Raw genomic sequence first — 15,665 nt, 5'->3', positions numbered from 1 at the left:
CGAATAAGGCCCGCCTGGTGCGCCGAGAGGGAGGAGCCCCTGATGCCCGAGCTCAGCGTCATCGTCCACGGGCCGAACGTCCAGGACCATCTGACGGAGCTCCTCGGCTCCCTCGCCGCCCATCCGCTGCCGGACGCCGAGCTGATCGTGGCCGCGGTCGGCGACTGGGCCCGGGAGACGGCCGAGCGGCACGCCCCGGACGTACGGGTCGTCCCGCTGCCGGAGGGCACGGGCGACGCCGCGGCCCGGGCGGCGGGCGCGGCCCGGGCCTCCGGGCGCTGGCTGCACTTCGTCCACGCCAAGGACGGCCTGCCCGCCGGCGCCCCGCGCACGGTCGCCGAGCGGGTGGCCGAGCTGCCCGCCGAAGTGGACGTCCTGCTCCTCGACCACGTCCGCAGCACCTGGCACACCTCCGGCATGCCCTCCCGGGACGGCTCCCTGCTGGCCCGGGCGGGCCGGGCCGACGTCGCCCTCGACGACTGCGCGCCCCTGCTGCGCCTGACGCCGCTGCTCGGCACCCGCGTGCTGCGCGCGGACTTCTGGCGGGCGCACGAGCAGCGGCTCACCACCGACGACGAGCCGTACGCCGCCCTGGCCGCTCTGCTGCTCGCCGACCGCGTGGCCTGCCTCCCGCACGTCGCCTACGAGGACCGCCGGCTGCGCCCGGCGAGCCTGCCCCCTGCGACTCCCGATCAGCGCTACGGCCTCGTCGAGCGCTACGAGTCGCTCCTCGACCTCACCCGGGAGCGCCGCGCCGCCCACGCCGTGCTCTACGACGTCATGGTCCGCGACTGCCTGCGCACCTTCGCCCGCGGCGGCATGCCGGAGGACGTCGCGCGGGAGTTCTTCCGGCGGGCGTCCCTGGCCACCCTGCGCCGCCGCCCGGAGGGCTACCGCCGCCCGGCCGGCCTGGAAGGCGTCCGCCGCTCCCTGCTCGAAGAGGGCGCCTACGGCAGGTACCGGGCCTTCCAGGCCGTCAACCGCACCCGCCGCACCGCCAAGTCGGCCGTACGGGCCCGCAAGCGGCAGGCCGGCGCCAGGCTCCGCGACCACCAGTACCGCAGGGCGCTCGGCCGCCCGGTCGATCCCCACCTCGCGGTGTTCGCGGCCTACTGGAACCGCGGTGTCGCCTGCAACCCCGCCGCGATCGCCGCGAAGCTCGCCGAACTCGCCCCGCAGATCCACCCGGTGTGGGTGGTGACCGACGAGAACGCGGCCCTGCTGCCGCCCGGCACCGACCATGTCGTGCCCGGCAGCCGTCGCTACTGGGAGGTGCTGGCGACCGCCAAGTACCTCGTCAACAACGTCAACTTCCCCAACGCGGTGGTCAAACGCCCCGACGCGATCCACCTCCAGACCCACCACGGCACGCCCCTGAAGCGCATGGGCATCGACCAGATGGCGTACCCGGCGGCCGCGCAGGGCCTGGACTTCCAGGCGCTGCTGGAGCGCATCGACAAGTGGGACTACAGCGTCTCCGCCAACAGCCACACCACCCGCATGTGGGAGCGCGCGTACCCGTCGCACTACGTCTCCCTGGACCACGGCTATCCGCGCAACGACATCTACTACACCGCCGGCGCCGAGGACATCCGCAGGGTCCGCGACAGGCTCGGCATCGCGCCGGGCCGCCGGGCCGTCCTCTACGCGCCCACCCACCGCGACTACGAGGCCGGCTGGACCCCCCGCCTGGACCTCGCCGCCCTCGCCGACCGCCTCGGCGACGACACGGTCCTGCTCGTCCGCGGCCACTACTTCTACGGCGGCGCGGCCTCCCCGCTCACCAACCTGCGCCGCACGGGCCGGCTCATCGACGTCTCCGCCTACGACCCGGTGGAGGAGCTGTGCCTGGCGGCGGACGCCCTGGTCACGGACTACTCCTCGATCATGTTCGACTACGCCAACCTCGACCGGCCGATCGTGATCCACGCCGACGACTGGGAGACGTACCGCACCACCCGCGGCGTCTACTTCGACCTGATGGCCGAGAGCCCGGGCCCCGTCGCCCGCACCCAGGAGGAGCTCACGGAGATCCTCACCACCGAGGCGTGGCGCGACGAGGGCGCGGCGAAGACCCGGGCCGTCTTCCGGCGCCGGTTCTGCGAGTTCGACGACGGACGCGCCGCCGAACGCGTCGTCCGCCGGGTCTTCCTCGGCCAGGACGAACGGTCCCTGCCGCCGGTGCTGCCGATCGAGGAACGCACCCCGGCCCCGACCCCGCAGGAGGCGACCGCATGAGCACCCCCGACGTCACCGTGACGGTCATCGTCTACAACGACGCCGAACGCCTCACCCGCGCGGTCGACTCGGTCCGCCGGCAGACCCACGCGAACGTGGAGATCGTCATCAGCGACGACCACTCGACGGACGGGACCCCGGAGGTCGCACGGCGTCTGGCCGCCGAGGACCCCCGCATCCGCCACCTCCGCCTGGAGGAGAACAGCGGTGGCTGCAGCGCACCGCGCAACCGCGCCCTGGAGATCGCCCGGGCGCCGTACCTGATGTTCCTCGACAGCGATGACGAACTCCCCGACGACGCCGTCGAACTGCTGCTCGCCGCGCACCGCGAACGCGAGATCGACTTCGCGATGGGCGCGGTGCAGCGCGTCCGGGTCGACAACGGCCGCCGCTCGACGTGGATGCCGCACCTGGTCGCCGAGCGCCGCACCTTGGAAGGCATCGAGGCCGACCCGCGTCTGCTCTTCGAGCACCTGGCCACCAGCAAGATGTACGCCCGTGCCTTCCTCGACCGGCACGGCCTGCGCTTCCCCGAGGGCATCCACTACGAGGACCAGCTGTTCACGGCGCAGGCGTACTGCCTGGCCAAGGCGTTCACGATCATCCCGGAGCCGGTCTACCGCTGGTACGTCGCCCCGTTCGCCGCCTCCGACACGGCCTCGATATCCAACCAACGGCACAAGCTCGCCAACGTCCGCGACCGCGTCCACGTCCAGCACCTCATCGACGCGTTCCTGGCGGAGAGCGGGCACGAGTCGCTGCGGGAGGACAAGGACCACAAGTTCCTCAAGCACGACTTCCGGATGTACGCCGGTGACCTGCCCTACCGGGACGAGGAGTGGCTGTCCTCCTTCGCGGACATCGTCACGCCGTACCTGGACACGCTCACGCCGGGCGCGTTCGCCCGCCTGCCCCGCGCCGAGCGAGTGGTCCTCCAGCTGATCCGCGACCGCCGCCTGCCGGAGGCCGGGCTGGCGGCCCGGGGCCTCGGCCACGGCGTGGCCCCGAGGCAGGTGACGGCGGACGAACAGGGCCGCACCTACTGGGGCGACCGGATCCCCTCCACCGAATGGTCCCGCCGCGAACTCGACATCTCGGACCTGGACCTGGAGACGCGCCCCTTCCCGAGCGCCCAGTTCCGCCACGAGATCACGGAGATCACCCGGGGCCCCGGCGCCTCGGTCGACCTCACCGTCCGCACGTACGACCCGGCCCTGCGCCTCCCCGTCGGCCCCCAGCGCGCGACCCTCCTCATCGCCCCGGGCCGGCGCCGTCTCAGCGTCCCGTTCCGCCTCTCCCCCGTCCGCCCCGGCATCTTCGAGGGCCACGCCCACCTGGACCTGGCGGCGGCGCCCCTCCCCTTCCACGGCTTCGCCGGAGTCCGCCACCCCTTGCTCCGCCTGGAACACCAGGGCTTGACCCACACGGGCCTGCTCCTGGCGCCCCTGACGTTCCCGGCCCTGACGACCCAGGTCCCCCACCACCGCCTGACCCTGGAACCGGAGGGGCACGGCCCGGGCCGCCTGCAGGTCCGCTGGGAGCCGCTGGGCCTGACGGCGACCCTGATCCGCCCGCTGACCCGCCGGGTGGCGAGGCCCCGGGTGAAGCGGGCGGCACGCTTGGTGGCGAGCGCGCTGAAGTAAGCCGTGCCAAAAAAGCTCGGAAAGTCGACGGGAATGTCGACGGGGATGTCGAGAACCCGCGTCCGGCTCCGTCCCCGGGGTGAACGCGACCACAATGGGTCGCACGAGGACCGAGGAGAACCACGATGGCCAAGTACCTGCTGCTGAAGCACTACCGCGGCGCCCCGGCTTCGGCCAACGACGTGCCGATGGACCAGTGGAGCCAGGAGGAGATCTCGGCCCACCTGCAGTACATGCGCGACTTCGCGGCGCGGCTCGAGGAGACCGGCGAGTTCGTCGACAGCCAGGCGCTCGCACCCGAGGGAACGTGGGTCCGCTACGACGGTGAGGGGCGCCCGCCGGTCACCGACGGGCCGTTCGCCGAGACCAAGGACCTCATCGCCGGCTGGATGGTGATCGACGTCGACAGCTACGAGCGGGCCGTGGAGCTGGCCGGGGAACTGTCGGCCGCCCCCGGCGCGGGCGGGAAGCCCATCCACGAGTGGCTGGAGCTGCGCCCGTTCTACGGCGTGCAGCCCACCATCACGGAGTGACCTCCCAGGTGCCCCAGATGGACGAGGCTCTGCTCAGGAGCCTCACGCCGAGCGTGCTCACCGTCCTCGTCCGCCGCGGAGCCGACTTCGCGGCGGCCGAGGACGCCGTGCAGGACGCGCTGGTCGAGGCGGTCCGCGTCTGGCCGGCCGACCGGCCACGGGACCCGAAGGGCTGGCTGGTCACCGTGGCATGGCGCAAGTTCCTCGACGCCGCCCGCTCGGACGCCGCCCGGCGCAAGCGTGAGGACCGACTCGAGGAGGAGCCGGCGCCCGGTCCGGCGCCCGCGGTGGACGACACGCTCCAGCTCTACTTCCTGTGCGCCCACCCGTCGCTGACCCCGGCATCGGCGGTCGCGCTCACCCTGCGTGCCGTCGGCGGGCTGACCACCCGCCAGATCGCCGAGGCCTACCTGGTGCCCGAGGCCACCATGGCGCAGCGCATCAGCAGGGCCAAGCGCACCGTATCCGGCGTACGGTTCGACCAGCCCGGCGACGTGGCCACCGTGCTGCGCGTCCTGTACCTGGTCTTCAACGAGGGCTACTCCGGCGACGTCGACCTCGCCGCCGAGGCCATCCGGCTCACCCGGCAGCTCGCGGCCCGCATCGACCACCCCGAGGTGGCCGGGCTGCTCGCCCTCATGCTGCTCCACCACGCCCGGCGTGCCGCCCGGACCGCGCCCGACGGCAGCCTGGTGCCGCTCGCCGAGCAGGACCGCGGCCGGTGGGACACCGCATTGATCGCCGAGGGCGTCGTGATCCTTCAGGGGGCTCTCGCCCGCGACCGGCTGGGCGAGTTCCAGGCCCAGGCCGCCGTCGCCGCCCTCCACGCCGACGCGCCCACCGCCGAGGAGACCGACTGGGTGCAGATCGTCGAGTGGTACGACGAGCTCGCGCGCCTGACCGACAGCCCGGTCGTCCGGCTCAACCGCGCGGTCGCCGTCGGCGAGGCCGACGGACCACGCGCGGGCCTCGCGGCACTCGCGGCGCTGGACGCCTCACTGCCCCGCCACACCGCGGTGGCGGCCTACCTCCACGAGCGCGACGGCGACCTGGCGACGGCGGCCCGGCTGTACGCCGAGGCGGCCCACAAGGCACCCAACCTCGCCGAGCGCGCCCACCTGACACGCCAGGCCGCCCGGCTCAACGCCCGCCGAAGCCGCTGACGGGCCACGCCCAGGACCAGCCGCACAAGCCGCCGAGCCCCGGTCACCGCACCACCGCGTACAACACCTGCCCCTCCGGCCCCCGAGTCACCTCCCGCAACCCCACACCACGTTTCCCAGCAGCCCCCTTGTCCACAACCCACCGCACCCCGTACTCCCGAAGAATCTCCTCGCGCTCCGGCCCCGACGTCCCCTGAGCGAAATACCTGCGCACAGCCGCCGCCCGCCGCCCTTCCCCCGCCAGAAAGAAGTCGGGATACCCAGGCGCCACGGTGTACGCCCCGTACGCGGGGATCTGCCGGGCCGGCCGCCCTTCCCGGGCCATCACCACGTCCCCGTACTTCACCCACGGCGTCATCCAGTAGTACCCCGCCCAGGGCCGCCGGTACTTCTCCGCGACGGCCTCCGGCAGATCCCGAGTCTTCACCACGTACCCGAGCGTCCCCACCTGCGTCCAAGCCCCCACGGCCAACGCCACCCCCAGCACGCACGCCCACCCCGCCCGGGCCCCCGCCGCCCGGCCTCCCCCACCTCCACCGCCACCGCGACCTGCGCCGGAATCAGCGCCGCCGGCAGCGCCCGCCCCCACGACCAGTGCCCGCTCACCCCACCCACCGTCACGACGACGACCCCCAGCACGAAGAACAGCACCAGCGGATCCCACCGGTCCCGCCACCACCGCACCCCCAGTGCCACCACCCCGAGCAGCACCAGCCAGTACCGCCCGACCAGGTCCTCGTACAGCGGCCGGTGCACCGACTCCAGATCAGCCCCGGCCCCGAACAACGCGAAGAAGTCGTAGTACGGCCACAGCAGCAACACGACGAGCCCCAGCGCCAGCCCACCGCCCAGCCGGATCCACACCACCCGGCCCGGCCGCGCGGCCACCACCGTCGCGAGCGCCCCCAGCGTGGCCACCACCCCCGCGAACTGATGGCAGAGCAGGATCACCGCCCACAGCGCCCCCAGACCCAGCCACACGCCCCACCCCGCGTCACCATGACCATCGTCGCCGCGGCCGTAGCCGCCGCCGTCGCCGTGGCCGTCACCGCGCACCGCCCGCCCGAGCCACGCCCAGAAGTGGAACGCGAGCCCCAGCGCCAACACGCTCGGATACGACACCGTCAGCGCGAGCGAGTTGAGCCCGTAGAAGCCGCTCCAGTTGAACAGGGCCGTCCCCCACAGGAACAGCAGGCTCAGTACGGCCAGTGCGGGCGCGGCACGATGGCCGCTCAGCGTCCGCACGTACCGCCACACCCCCGACAGCAGCAGCGCGAGCCCGGCCAGCGCCCCCAGCCGGAGCACCACGAACACCGACAGACCGCTCACCCGGGCGACACAGCCGAGCACCAGCATCCAGGGCGAGTAGTACGGGCTCGGCGTGTCCGCGTCGACGAGCGGATTGCCCGGGTCGACGAGATCGTGCCGCAGCCGCTGGACGGTCGCGGCGTGCATGCCGAGGTCCCCGGCCCACGGCAGCCGGACGATCACGAGGACCAGCAGCAGGACGACCACCGCGGCAGCCGCCTGCGCGGCGAGGGCCGCCGGTCTAGGTGCGGTGCGCATCGTGCTGGAACACCCAGGTGCGGTAGACGAGGAAGCGGAAGGCAGAGGCCAGCACGATGGAAGCCGCCTTGACCGCGTTGGACTCGAAGGGGCCGGTCAGGCCGAGTCCGTGGTACCCGACGTAGAACAGCCCGCTCTCCATGGCCACGCCGATTCCGCTGAAGACGAAGAACAGCGCGATCTGGCGCCGGGTCCGGGACGCCCTGTCCCGGTAGGTGAAATACCGGAACCCGAGGTAATTGGTGCCCATGGCGATCAGGCTGGCCAGCACGGTCGCCGGCATGGCAGCCCGGTGCAGGCCGTGCAGGAGCACGTTGAACACCAGGAAGTTCACCGCGACGCCGCTCCCGCCGACCAGCGCGAAGTTCACCACTTCGACGACGACGCGCTTCACCGGCGTGGGGGGAGCGGCCGCTCGCTCCCCGGAGAGGTTCACTGTCACGTCCTAAGCCTTAGCCGGAAACGGTAAGTCCTCCACTCGAATCGCCCTAAGGCACGCCAAGAACAAAACGCACGCCAAGAAGAAAACGCCCCGGGCCGGAATCGGCCCGGGGCGCCCAGGACGCCGTACTGCTACGAATGCGTCCGCAGCAGCGTGCGCATCGTCCGCATCGCCACCGACAGGTTCGCGAGGTCGAACGCCTCGGATCCCTGGATCTCCTCCAGTGTGGTGCGGGCCCGGCCGAGGATCGCCGCGTTCTTCTGCTCCCACGCCTTGTAGCGCTGCTCGGGCGTCGACGTGCCGTTGCCCACCGCCAGGACGTCCGCGGTCAGCGCCGCGTGCGCCGCGTACAGGTCCTCGCGGATCGCCGCGCGGGCCATGGACTGCCAGCGGTCGGCGCGGGGCAGCTCGATGATGCGGTCCATGAGCTGGGTGATCCGCAGCCGGTCGGCGAGGTCGTAGTAGACCTCGGCGACGTCCAGCGGCTCCCGGCCCATGCGGTCGGCGATCGAGACGATGTCGAGCGTCGGGAAGGCGGAGGAGAACCCGGCCACGCGGGTGGCGAGTTCGTCCGGGACACCGGCGTCCGTCAGCTCGTCGTAGATCTTCTGGTACCACTCCAGGTCCGCGCCGCGCAGCAGCTTCGGCAGCTGCCCCCAGACCTGCTCGACCCGGTCGGCGAAGAAGTCGACGGTCTCGGCGAGCTGGAGCGGTTGCGGCCGGTTGTTGAGCAGCCAGCGCGTGCCGCGCTCCACGAGACGGCGCGAGTGCAGCCGGATGCGGGTCTGGACGTCGGCCTCGGCCTTGTTGTCGAGCGCCTCCACCCCGTCCCACACCTCGGCGGAGCGGAAGATCGCACGGGCCGCGGTCTGGGCCCGGACGATCTCCTCCAGGGATGCGCCGGTCTCCTCGCGCAGGCGGTGCAGGTACGTCGTACCGCCGGTGTTGACCGTGTCGTTGACCAGGACGGTCGTGGTGATCTCACGGCGCAGCGGGTGGCCGTCGATGCGCTCCGCGAACTGCTCGCGCAGCGCGGTCGGGAAGTAGCAGTGCAGCAGGCCCCGCAGGTACGGGTCGTCGGGCAGCGAGGTGTGCAACAGCTCCTCGGCGACCGTGATCTTCGTGTACGCCAGCAGGACGGCCGTCTCCGGGCTGGTCAGGCCCTGCCCCTGGGCGAGCCGCTCGCGGATCTGCCGGTCGGTGGGCAGGAACTCCAGCGCCCGGTCGAGGTGGCCTTCCCTGACCAGGTGCTTCATGAAGCGCTGCTGGGCGTGGAGCATGTCCTTGGACTGGGCGAGGGCGTTGGCGATCGCCGTGTTCTGCGCGTAGTTGTTGCGCAGCACCAGCTGGCCGACCTCGTCCGTCATCTCGGCGAGCAGCTTGTTGCGCTGCTTGACGGTCATGTCGCCGTCCGCGACCAGGCCGTTGAGCAGGATCTTGATGTTCACCTCGTGGTCGGAGGTGTCCACGCCCGCGCTGTTGTCGATGGCGTCGGTGTTGATCCGGCCGCCGTGCAGCGCGAACTCGATCCGGCCGAGCTGGGTCAGGCCCAGGTTGCCGCCCTCGCCGACGACCTTGACGCGCAGGTCCTTGCCGTCGACGCGGATGGCGTCGTTGGCCTTGTCGCCGACGTCCGCGTTGGACTCGGCGGAGGACTTGACGTACGTACCGATGCCGCCGTTCCACAGCAGGTCCACCGGCGCCTGGAGGATCGCCTTCATCAGGTCGGCCGGGGTCAGCTTGGTGACCTTGGCCTCGATGCCGAGGGCCTCGCGGATGTGGGCGTTGACCGGGATCGCCTTGGCCGTACGCGGGAAGATGCCGCCGCCGGCCGACAGGAGCTCCTTGTTGTAGTCCTCCCAGCTGGAACGCGGCAGCTCGAACAGGCGGCGGCGCTCGGCGTAGGAGGTGGCGGCGTCCGGGTTCGGGTCGATGAAGATGTGCCGGTGGTCGAAGGCGGCCACCAGCCGGATGTGCTCGGAGAGCAGCATGCCGTTGCCGAACACGTCACCGGACATGTCGCCGATGCCGACGACCGTGAAGTCCTGGGTCTGCGTGTCCACGCCCAGCTCCCGGAAGTGCCGCTTGACGGACTCCCAGGCGCCGCGGGCGGTGATGCCCATGCCCTTGTGGTCGTAGCCGGCCGAGCCGCCGGAGGCGAAGGCGTCGCCGAGCCAGAAGTTGTACTGCTCGGCGACCCCGTTGGCGATGTCGGAGAAGGTCGCGGTGCCCTTGTCGGCGGCGACGACGAGGTAGGTGTCGTCCTCGTCGTGCCTCACGACGTCCGCCGGGGGCACGACCTCGCCGGCCACCATGTTGTCGGTGATGTCGAGCAGCGCCGAGATGAAGGTCTTGTAGCTGGCGACGCCCTCGGCCATCCACGCGTCCCGGTCGACGCTCGGGTCGGGCAGCTGCTTGGCGACGAAGCCGCCCTTCGCGCCGACCGGCACGATGACGGTGTTCTTCACCATCTGCGCCTTGACCAGGCCGAGGATCTCCGTGCGGAAGTCCTCACGCCGGTCGGACCAGCGCAGACCACCGCGCGCGACCTTGCCGAAGCGCAGGTGCACGCCCTCGACGCGCGGCGAGTACACCCAGATCTCGAACGCCGGGCGGGGCGCCGGAAGGTCCGGGATGGCCTGCGGGTCGAACTTCATGGAGATGTACTCGTGCGGCTTGCCGCCCGCCGCCTCCTGGAAGAAGTTGGTCCGCAGCGTCGCCTTGATGACGGTGAGGAAGGACCGCAGGATCCGGTCCTCGTCGAGCGAGGCCACCTGGTCGAGGGCCGCGTCGACCTCCTCCAGCAGCGCGTCCACGATCTCGTGTCCCGCGCGCTGCCGGTCCGGCGACATCCGTGCCTCGAACAGGGAGACGAGCAGGCGGGTGGTGTGGACGTTGTTGCGGAGGGTGTCCTCCATGTAGTCCTGGCTGAACGTGGACGCCGCCTGCCGCAGGTACTTCGCGTACGCCCGCAGCACCATCGCCTGGCGCCAGGTCAGCCCGGCGCTCAGCACCAGGGCGTTGAAGCCGTCGTTCTCCGCCTTGCCGGTCCAGGTGGCGGCGAAGGCGTCCTGGAACCGCTCGCGGGCGTCGTCGCCGAGGTAGTCCCCGCCGCTGCCGGAGCGGGGCATGCGCAGGCCGAAGTCGTAGATCCAGGCCACGCTCCGGTCCGAGCAGCGCAGCTCGTACGGCCGCTCGTCGACGACCTCGACGCCGAGCCGGTTGAGGACCGGCAGCACCGCCGACAGGGAGATGGCGTCGCCCGTGCGGTAGATCTTGAAGCGGCGCTCCTCGGGGGCGGCGCCCACCGGCTCGTAGAGGCTGAGCGCGAAGTCCTTGCCTTCCTCTGCGTTCAGCTGTTCGAGGTGGACGAGGTCGGCGACCGCGGCGCGCGGGTTGTGGTCGGCCTTGTAGCCCTCGGGGAAGGCGTGCGCGTACCGGCGCATCAGTTCCGCCGCCTGCTCCTCGCCGAGCTCGGCGTTGAGCGCCTCGGCGAAGGCGTCCTCCCAGGAGCGCGCGGCCTCCACCAGCCGGGCCTCGATGCGGTCCTTGTCGGCGTCGGACAGCTCGGGCAGCTCGGTGCCCTGCGGGACCCGGACCACGAAGTGCAGCCGGGACAGGATCGACTCGGTGTTCCAGGCCGTGAAGTCGACGCTGATGCCGCCCAGTTCCTCCTTGAGGATCTCGATGATCCGCAGGCGGACGGCCGTGGTGTAGCGGTCGCGCGGGAGGTAGACGAGGGCGGAGTAGTAGCGCCCGTACTCGTCCTGGCGCAGGTAGAGCCTCAGCCGCCTGCGCTCCTGGAGGTAGAGGACGGAGGTGACAATGGACCGCAGCTCGTCGACCGGGGTCTGGAACAGCTCGTCGCGCGGGTACGTCTCCAGGATCTGGAGCAGGTCGCGACCGTCGTGGCTGTTGGGCGAGAACCCGGCCTGTTCGAGGACCTCCTCGACCTTGCGCCGGATGACCGGGACCCGGCGCACGGACTCGGTGTAGGCGGCGGAGGAGAACAGCCCGAGGAACCGCCGCTCGCCGACGACATTGCCCTCGGCGTCGAACTTCTTGACCCCGATGTAGTCCAGGTACGACGGCCGGTGCACGGTCGACCGGCTGTTCGCCTTGGTCAGGACGAGCAGCTTGTGCTCGCGCGCCTTGGCCCGGGCGTCGGCGGGCAGCCGCTCGAAGGACGGGCTGACCGGGTGGCTCTCCTGATCGGAGTGGTGCGGGTCGGCGCGCAGGATGCCGAGGCCGGTGCCGGGCACGGCGGCCAGCGAGTCGTCCCCGCGCAGCTGGTACTCGCGGTAGCCGAGGAAGGTGAAGTGGTCGTCGGCCAGCCAGCGCAGCAGCTCGCGGGCCTCCTCGACCTGGGGTCCGGGCAGGTCACCGGGGATGGGCTCGTCCGGCAGCCCCTCCGCCAGCCGGATCGCCGCCTCCCGCATCTTGCCCCAGTCCTCGACGGCCTCACGGGCGTCGGACAGCACCCGCAGCAAGTCGGCGGTGATCTGCTTCAGATCGGCCCGGTCGGTCTCGCGGTCGATCTCGACATGGATCCAGGATTCGATGTGCGCGTCGTGCGGAAGGTCGCCCATGCCGGTCGCGGGCGTGGGCAGCACCTCGATGAGCTTGCCGGTGACATCGCGCCGCACGACGAACTGCGGGTGGATGACGACGTGGATCCCGCGCCCCTGCCGCGTCAGCTCATTGGTGACGGAGTCGACGAGGAAGGGCATGTCGTCGGTGACGACCTCGACGACGGAGTGGCTGCACGTCCACCCGTTCTCTTCGACCGTGGGGGTGTGCACCCGCACGTTGGCCGTGCCCTGGGGGCGGTTCTCGGCCAGCCGGTAGTGCGAGACGGCGGCTCCGAAGACATCGACCGGGTCACGGTCGCTGAGGTCCTCCGGGGCCGTGTGCAGGTAGTAACGCTGGAGGAACGAGAGCAGGGACTCGCGATCCGGGGCTTCCTGGGCGTCTGGGGTCTCCTCGCCCGTCGACCCGGTCGGTAGGTGCCCCCCGACCGGGCTGTTCTCAGCTACCCGGGCGGCCCTCTCGAGCAACTCGGCCTTGGCTTCGTCCAGCTTGGTCTGCATTGTCCTCTGGCTCCTGTCGCGCGCCGTTGCGTGACGTAGAAGGAAGTACGGCCTCTGCGCTTACGACGTCACGTCGTGACACGGGGTATCCGGTCTGTTCCGACGCTATGCCGCAAGGTGAGATGAGCGGGGGTGTCTGAGCCAATCTTGAGCTGCCCCACGGGTGTGAGGCTGCTCTCTGCGACGCCTCGATCCGGGTGGTGCTCGGCGTCCAGGGAGTCCTCGAAGCCCCGTCCCGCCCGCGAAGACCAGCGACCGCCGCCCGGTCACGGATGTGGTCCGTGCTCTCCGGGCGCAGGGCAGGGACGACGACGTCCCCGCGAACTATCGCGCTGATCACGCCACCAAGGCTATCGCTCCTCACAGGGGGCCCGTCATGAGCCGTATGTGTACAAAACCAGGCCTGGAAGTTTGACGTTCTGCACAGTGCGGCCACCTATCGGCGGCCATAGCTGCGGGCAATCGTGCCGCTGAGGGCGGCCCGGGTGGGCGCAGCGGCCCCCCCTCCGCCGGGCTGCGGCCCCACCCGCCCCCAGCGCCGACGCCGAGCACCCAGCTACGCCGCCAGCCGCTCCGCCTCCGCCACGGCCTCCTCAAGCGTGTCCACCACAGGCACCCCCACTGCCTCCAGACTCGCCCGACTGTGCGACCCGCCGGTGTACAGCACGGCCCGCGCACCCACATGCTGCGCAGCCACCGCGTCATCCGCCGCATCCCCGATCACAACGGTCCGTTCAGGATCAACTCTCAGTGACCCCAGATGCCGCACCATGTGCTCGGCCTTGCTGCCCCCCGACGGCCCGGTCCGCCCGTCCACCCGTATGAAGTGCGGCTCGATCCCGAACCCCCGCACCAACGGGACCAGCTCCTCGTGCACGTACATGCTCAGGATCGACTGACTCCGCCCCGCCGACCGCCACCCGGACAGCAGCTCCACCGCCCCCACCGTCAGCCCGCAGCTCACCCGGTGCTCCGCGTAGTACCGATGGAAGATGTCGTCCATGACCTCCCACTCGGCCTCGGTCGGCAGCCGCCCCATCAGTCGCTCATAGAACTTCGGCACCGGCACGCAGTACAGCTCCCGGTACTTCTCCAGCGTCAGCGGCTCCAGCCCCAGCTCGGCGAACGCCGCGTTCGTCGCCCCGATGATCGCGTCGATGTCATGGAACAGCGTCCCGTTCCAGTCCCAGACAATGTGCGCGCCCGTCTGCTTCCCCATGCCCCAAAACGTACCCGCCCCCACTGACAATCAAGAGAACGGCAACTCAACGCGCCCCCTGAACGCCGAGAGCACCCGCCCCGGCGCTCAGTCCCCGCGCCCCACCAGGTTCGGGATCTCCTGCGTGGCGAACCACAGCAGCTCGTGGTCCTCCGCCCCGTCCACGACGAACTGCGCGTCGTCGTCCCCACCGTCCGCCGCGGGCAGGGCCTCGGCCGCCGCGGTCACGTCCGCCTCCGCATCCGCGGCGTCGACATGCACGGACGCGGCCTTGGCCAGCGCGACGGGGCCGGCGACCCGCACCTCTCCCAGCGCCGCCGGGTCGAGCCCCCGGTCGGGGTCCGCACTCGCGGCCCGGTCGGGCACGTCCACGGCCACCACGACCCGCCGCCGCGGCGCCTCCGGCTCGGCCGCCAGCAGCCGCAGCGAGGCCAGGGCGGCCCGGCTCAGCGCCGCGTACTCCAGTTCCTCGATGTCGTCGGAGAGGTACCACTCGCGCAGCCCGGGCGTCACGGCGTACGCGGCGGACGGCCCGGCTCCCAGCTCACCCGTCTTGTACGCCTCTGCGAGGCCGGGGAGGGTCAGGGGCACGTAGACACGCATGGCTGGCCGCTTCTTTCGTGGTCGTTTCGTGGTCGTGGTCACGGTCGCAGGGCTCCGGAGGGCCTTCAGGATACGTGCGGCGCGTCCCCTTTCGAGTTCCGCCCTGTGACGCCGGACGCGGCAACTCCGGGCCCGTCATTCACCCGGCCCGCCCCCGCACTGACTGGCTTCATGCCCTGCGCACCACCCGGATAGGTGAACCCTTCCGGCGCCCGCCACCCGGTGTCCGCTTCCTTGCCTCTGCCCCCGTCGGCCCCGTACAAGATCACCAACCCGAAGTTACCCCCCGGTATCTACCGGGCCCATGAAACGGGGACCCCCCATGCACAAGGTCATGACCAGGGCACAGCAGCGCCCGGCCGCCCGCCCGCCGGCCCGCCGCGACCCACGCCGCCCCGGCGGCAGCGCCGGCCCACGCACACCCGGCAGCACCACACCACGCACCCCCGGGAGCCCCACTCCCCGGGTCCCCGGGGGCACCGCCCCACCCCGCACCCCCGGCGGAGGCCCCGCCCCCACCCCGGCAGCCGACGGCAGGCCTCCGGGCTCCGCCCGCACCGCGAGCCCCCGCACCCGCCCCACTGACACCCGCCCACCGACGCCCTCCGCCGCCCCCGCAGCACCCCGCAGAGCGACCGGAACCACCGCCCCGGCATCCCGGAACTCCACACCGGTCCCGGCATCCCGGAAGGCCACACCCGCTCCGGCCCTGCGGGACACCGCCCCACGCGTCCCGGCCCAGCACCCCCGCCGCCCGGCTCCGGTCCCCCGCCTCCTCCCCACCGACCTCTTCGCCGACCTCCTGCTCGCCGTGCTCAGCGGCCACCGCCCCGTCCACTCGATGCTCCGCCACACCCGGGGCCGCGCCTACGACGAACTGGCCTGGCTCGCCGAGCGCGGCCCCCTGCGCACCCGCGGCGCCCGCCCCGTCGTCCGGGACATCGGCTACTTCGAACCCCGCCCCGGCGCCATCGAGGCCTTCGCCCGCATCGGCGCCGGCGACCGACTGCGCGCCATGGCCTTCCGCCTGGAACTCGGCCAGGACCTCCGCTGGCGCTGCACGGCGGTAGAACTCGGCGGCCCCCGCCCGCCCCGCGCAGAGGCCGACTGAGCCGTCGCCGCAGGCCACAGAGCCGCCGATCCACCAAGCCGAAGGGCCGGACACCCT

9 protein-coding genes and 1 pseudogene are annotated in these 15,665 nt (G+C 71.9%); 5 read left to right on the top strand and 5 right to left on the bottom strand.

Annotated elements, in window-relative coordinates:
• The first annotated feature begins 42 nt into the window (after positions 1–42).
• From MQE23_RS27080 to MQE23_RS27065, 4 genes are all read left to right on the top strand, one after another.
• Entirely contained in the window at positions 43–2,238 is a 2,196-nt protein-coding gene (locus MQE23_RS27080) for a CDP-glycerol glycerophosphotransferase family protein (RefSeq protein ID WP_243380517.1), read from the top strand.
• On the top strand, positions 2,235–3,881 hold the full coding sequence (locus MQE23_RS27075) for a glycosyltransferase family 2 protein (protein ID WP_243380516.1): 1,647 nt from the start codon (positions 2,235–2,237) through the stop codon (positions 3,879–3,881). The genes MQE23_RS27080 and MQE23_RS27075 overlap by 4 nt, the downstream gene beginning before the upstream one ends.
• Before the next feature lie 125 nt (positions 3,882–4,006).
• Positions 4,007–4,414: a YciI family protein gene (locus MQE23_RS27070; RefSeq protein ID WP_020276244.1), complete on the top strand. Its 408-nt coding sequence runs from the start codon at positions 4,007–4,009 to the stop codon at positions 4,412–4,414.
• A 17-nt stretch (positions 4,415–4,431) separates the two neighbouring features.
• The gene (locus tag MQE23_RS27065) at positions 4,432–5,577 is read left to right on the top strand and encodes a DUF6596 domain-containing protein (protein ID WP_243382767.1); all 1,146 of its coding nucleotides are present in this window, start codon (positions 4,432–4,434) and stop codon (positions 5,575–5,577) included.
• A 43-nt stretch (positions 5,578–5,620) separates the two neighbouring features.
• On the opposite strand, the pseudogene MQE23_RS27060 reads toward MQE23_RS27065, so the two are convergent.
• The 5 genes and pseudogenes from MQE23_RS27060 to MQE23_RS27040 all read right to left on the bottom strand — a co-directional run bounded on the left by MQE23_RS27060 (position 5,621) and on the right by MQE23_RS27040 (position 14,497).
• Positions 5,621–7,143 (bottom strand): annotated as a pseudogene (locus MQE23_RS27060) (hypothetical protein).
• The gene (locus MQE23_RS27055) at positions 7,127–7,585 is read right to left on the bottom strand and encodes a GtrA family protein (RefSeq protein WP_037672624.1); all 459 of its coding nucleotides are present in this window, start codon (positions 7,583–7,585) and stop codon (positions 7,127–7,129) included. Before MQE23_RS27055 ends, MQE23_RS27060 begins: the two are co-directional and overlap by 17 nt.
• A gap of 131 nt (positions 7,586–7,716) precedes the next feature.
• The gene (locus MQE23_RS27050; RefSeq protein WP_020276240.1) at positions 7,717–12,675 is read right to left on the bottom strand and encodes an NAD-glutamate dehydrogenase; all 4,959 of its coding nucleotides are present in this window, start codon (positions 12,673–12,675) and stop codon (positions 7,717–7,719) included.
• Positions 12,676–13,231: 556 nt separating this feature from the next.
• On the bottom strand, positions 13,232–13,894 hold the full coding sequence (locus MQE23_RS27045) for an HAD hydrolase-like protein (protein WP_020276239.1): 663 nt from the start codon (positions 13,892–13,894) through the stop codon (positions 13,232–13,234).
• Positions 13,895–13,981: 87 nt separating this feature from the next.
• Positions 13,982–14,497 carry a hypothetical protein gene (locus MQE23_RS27040; RefSeq protein WP_243380515.1) on the bottom strand — a complete coding sequence of 172 codons (516 nt, stop codon included), beginning with the start codon at positions 14,495–14,497 and terminating at the stop codon, positions 13,982–13,984.
• A gap of 322 nt (positions 14,498–14,819) precedes the next feature.
• On the opposite strand from MQE23_RS27040, the gene MQE23_RS27035 reads away from it, so the two are divergent.
• Positions 14,820–15,608, top strand: coding sequence for an Rv3235 family protein (locus MQE23_RS27035; RefSeq protein ID WP_243380514.1), 789 nt, complete (start codon positions 14,820–14,822; stop codon positions 15,606–15,608).
• Positions 15,609–15,665 lie beyond the last annotated feature (57 nt).

It is taken from the genome of Streptomyces sp. HP-A2021 (genome assembly GCF_022807935.1).
Taxonomy (GTDB): domain Bacteria; phylum Actinomycetota; class Actinomycetes; order Streptomycetales; family Streptomycetaceae; genus Streptomyces; species Streptomyces afghaniensis.
This window is presented reverse-complemented; position numbering and strand designations above follow the sequence as displayed.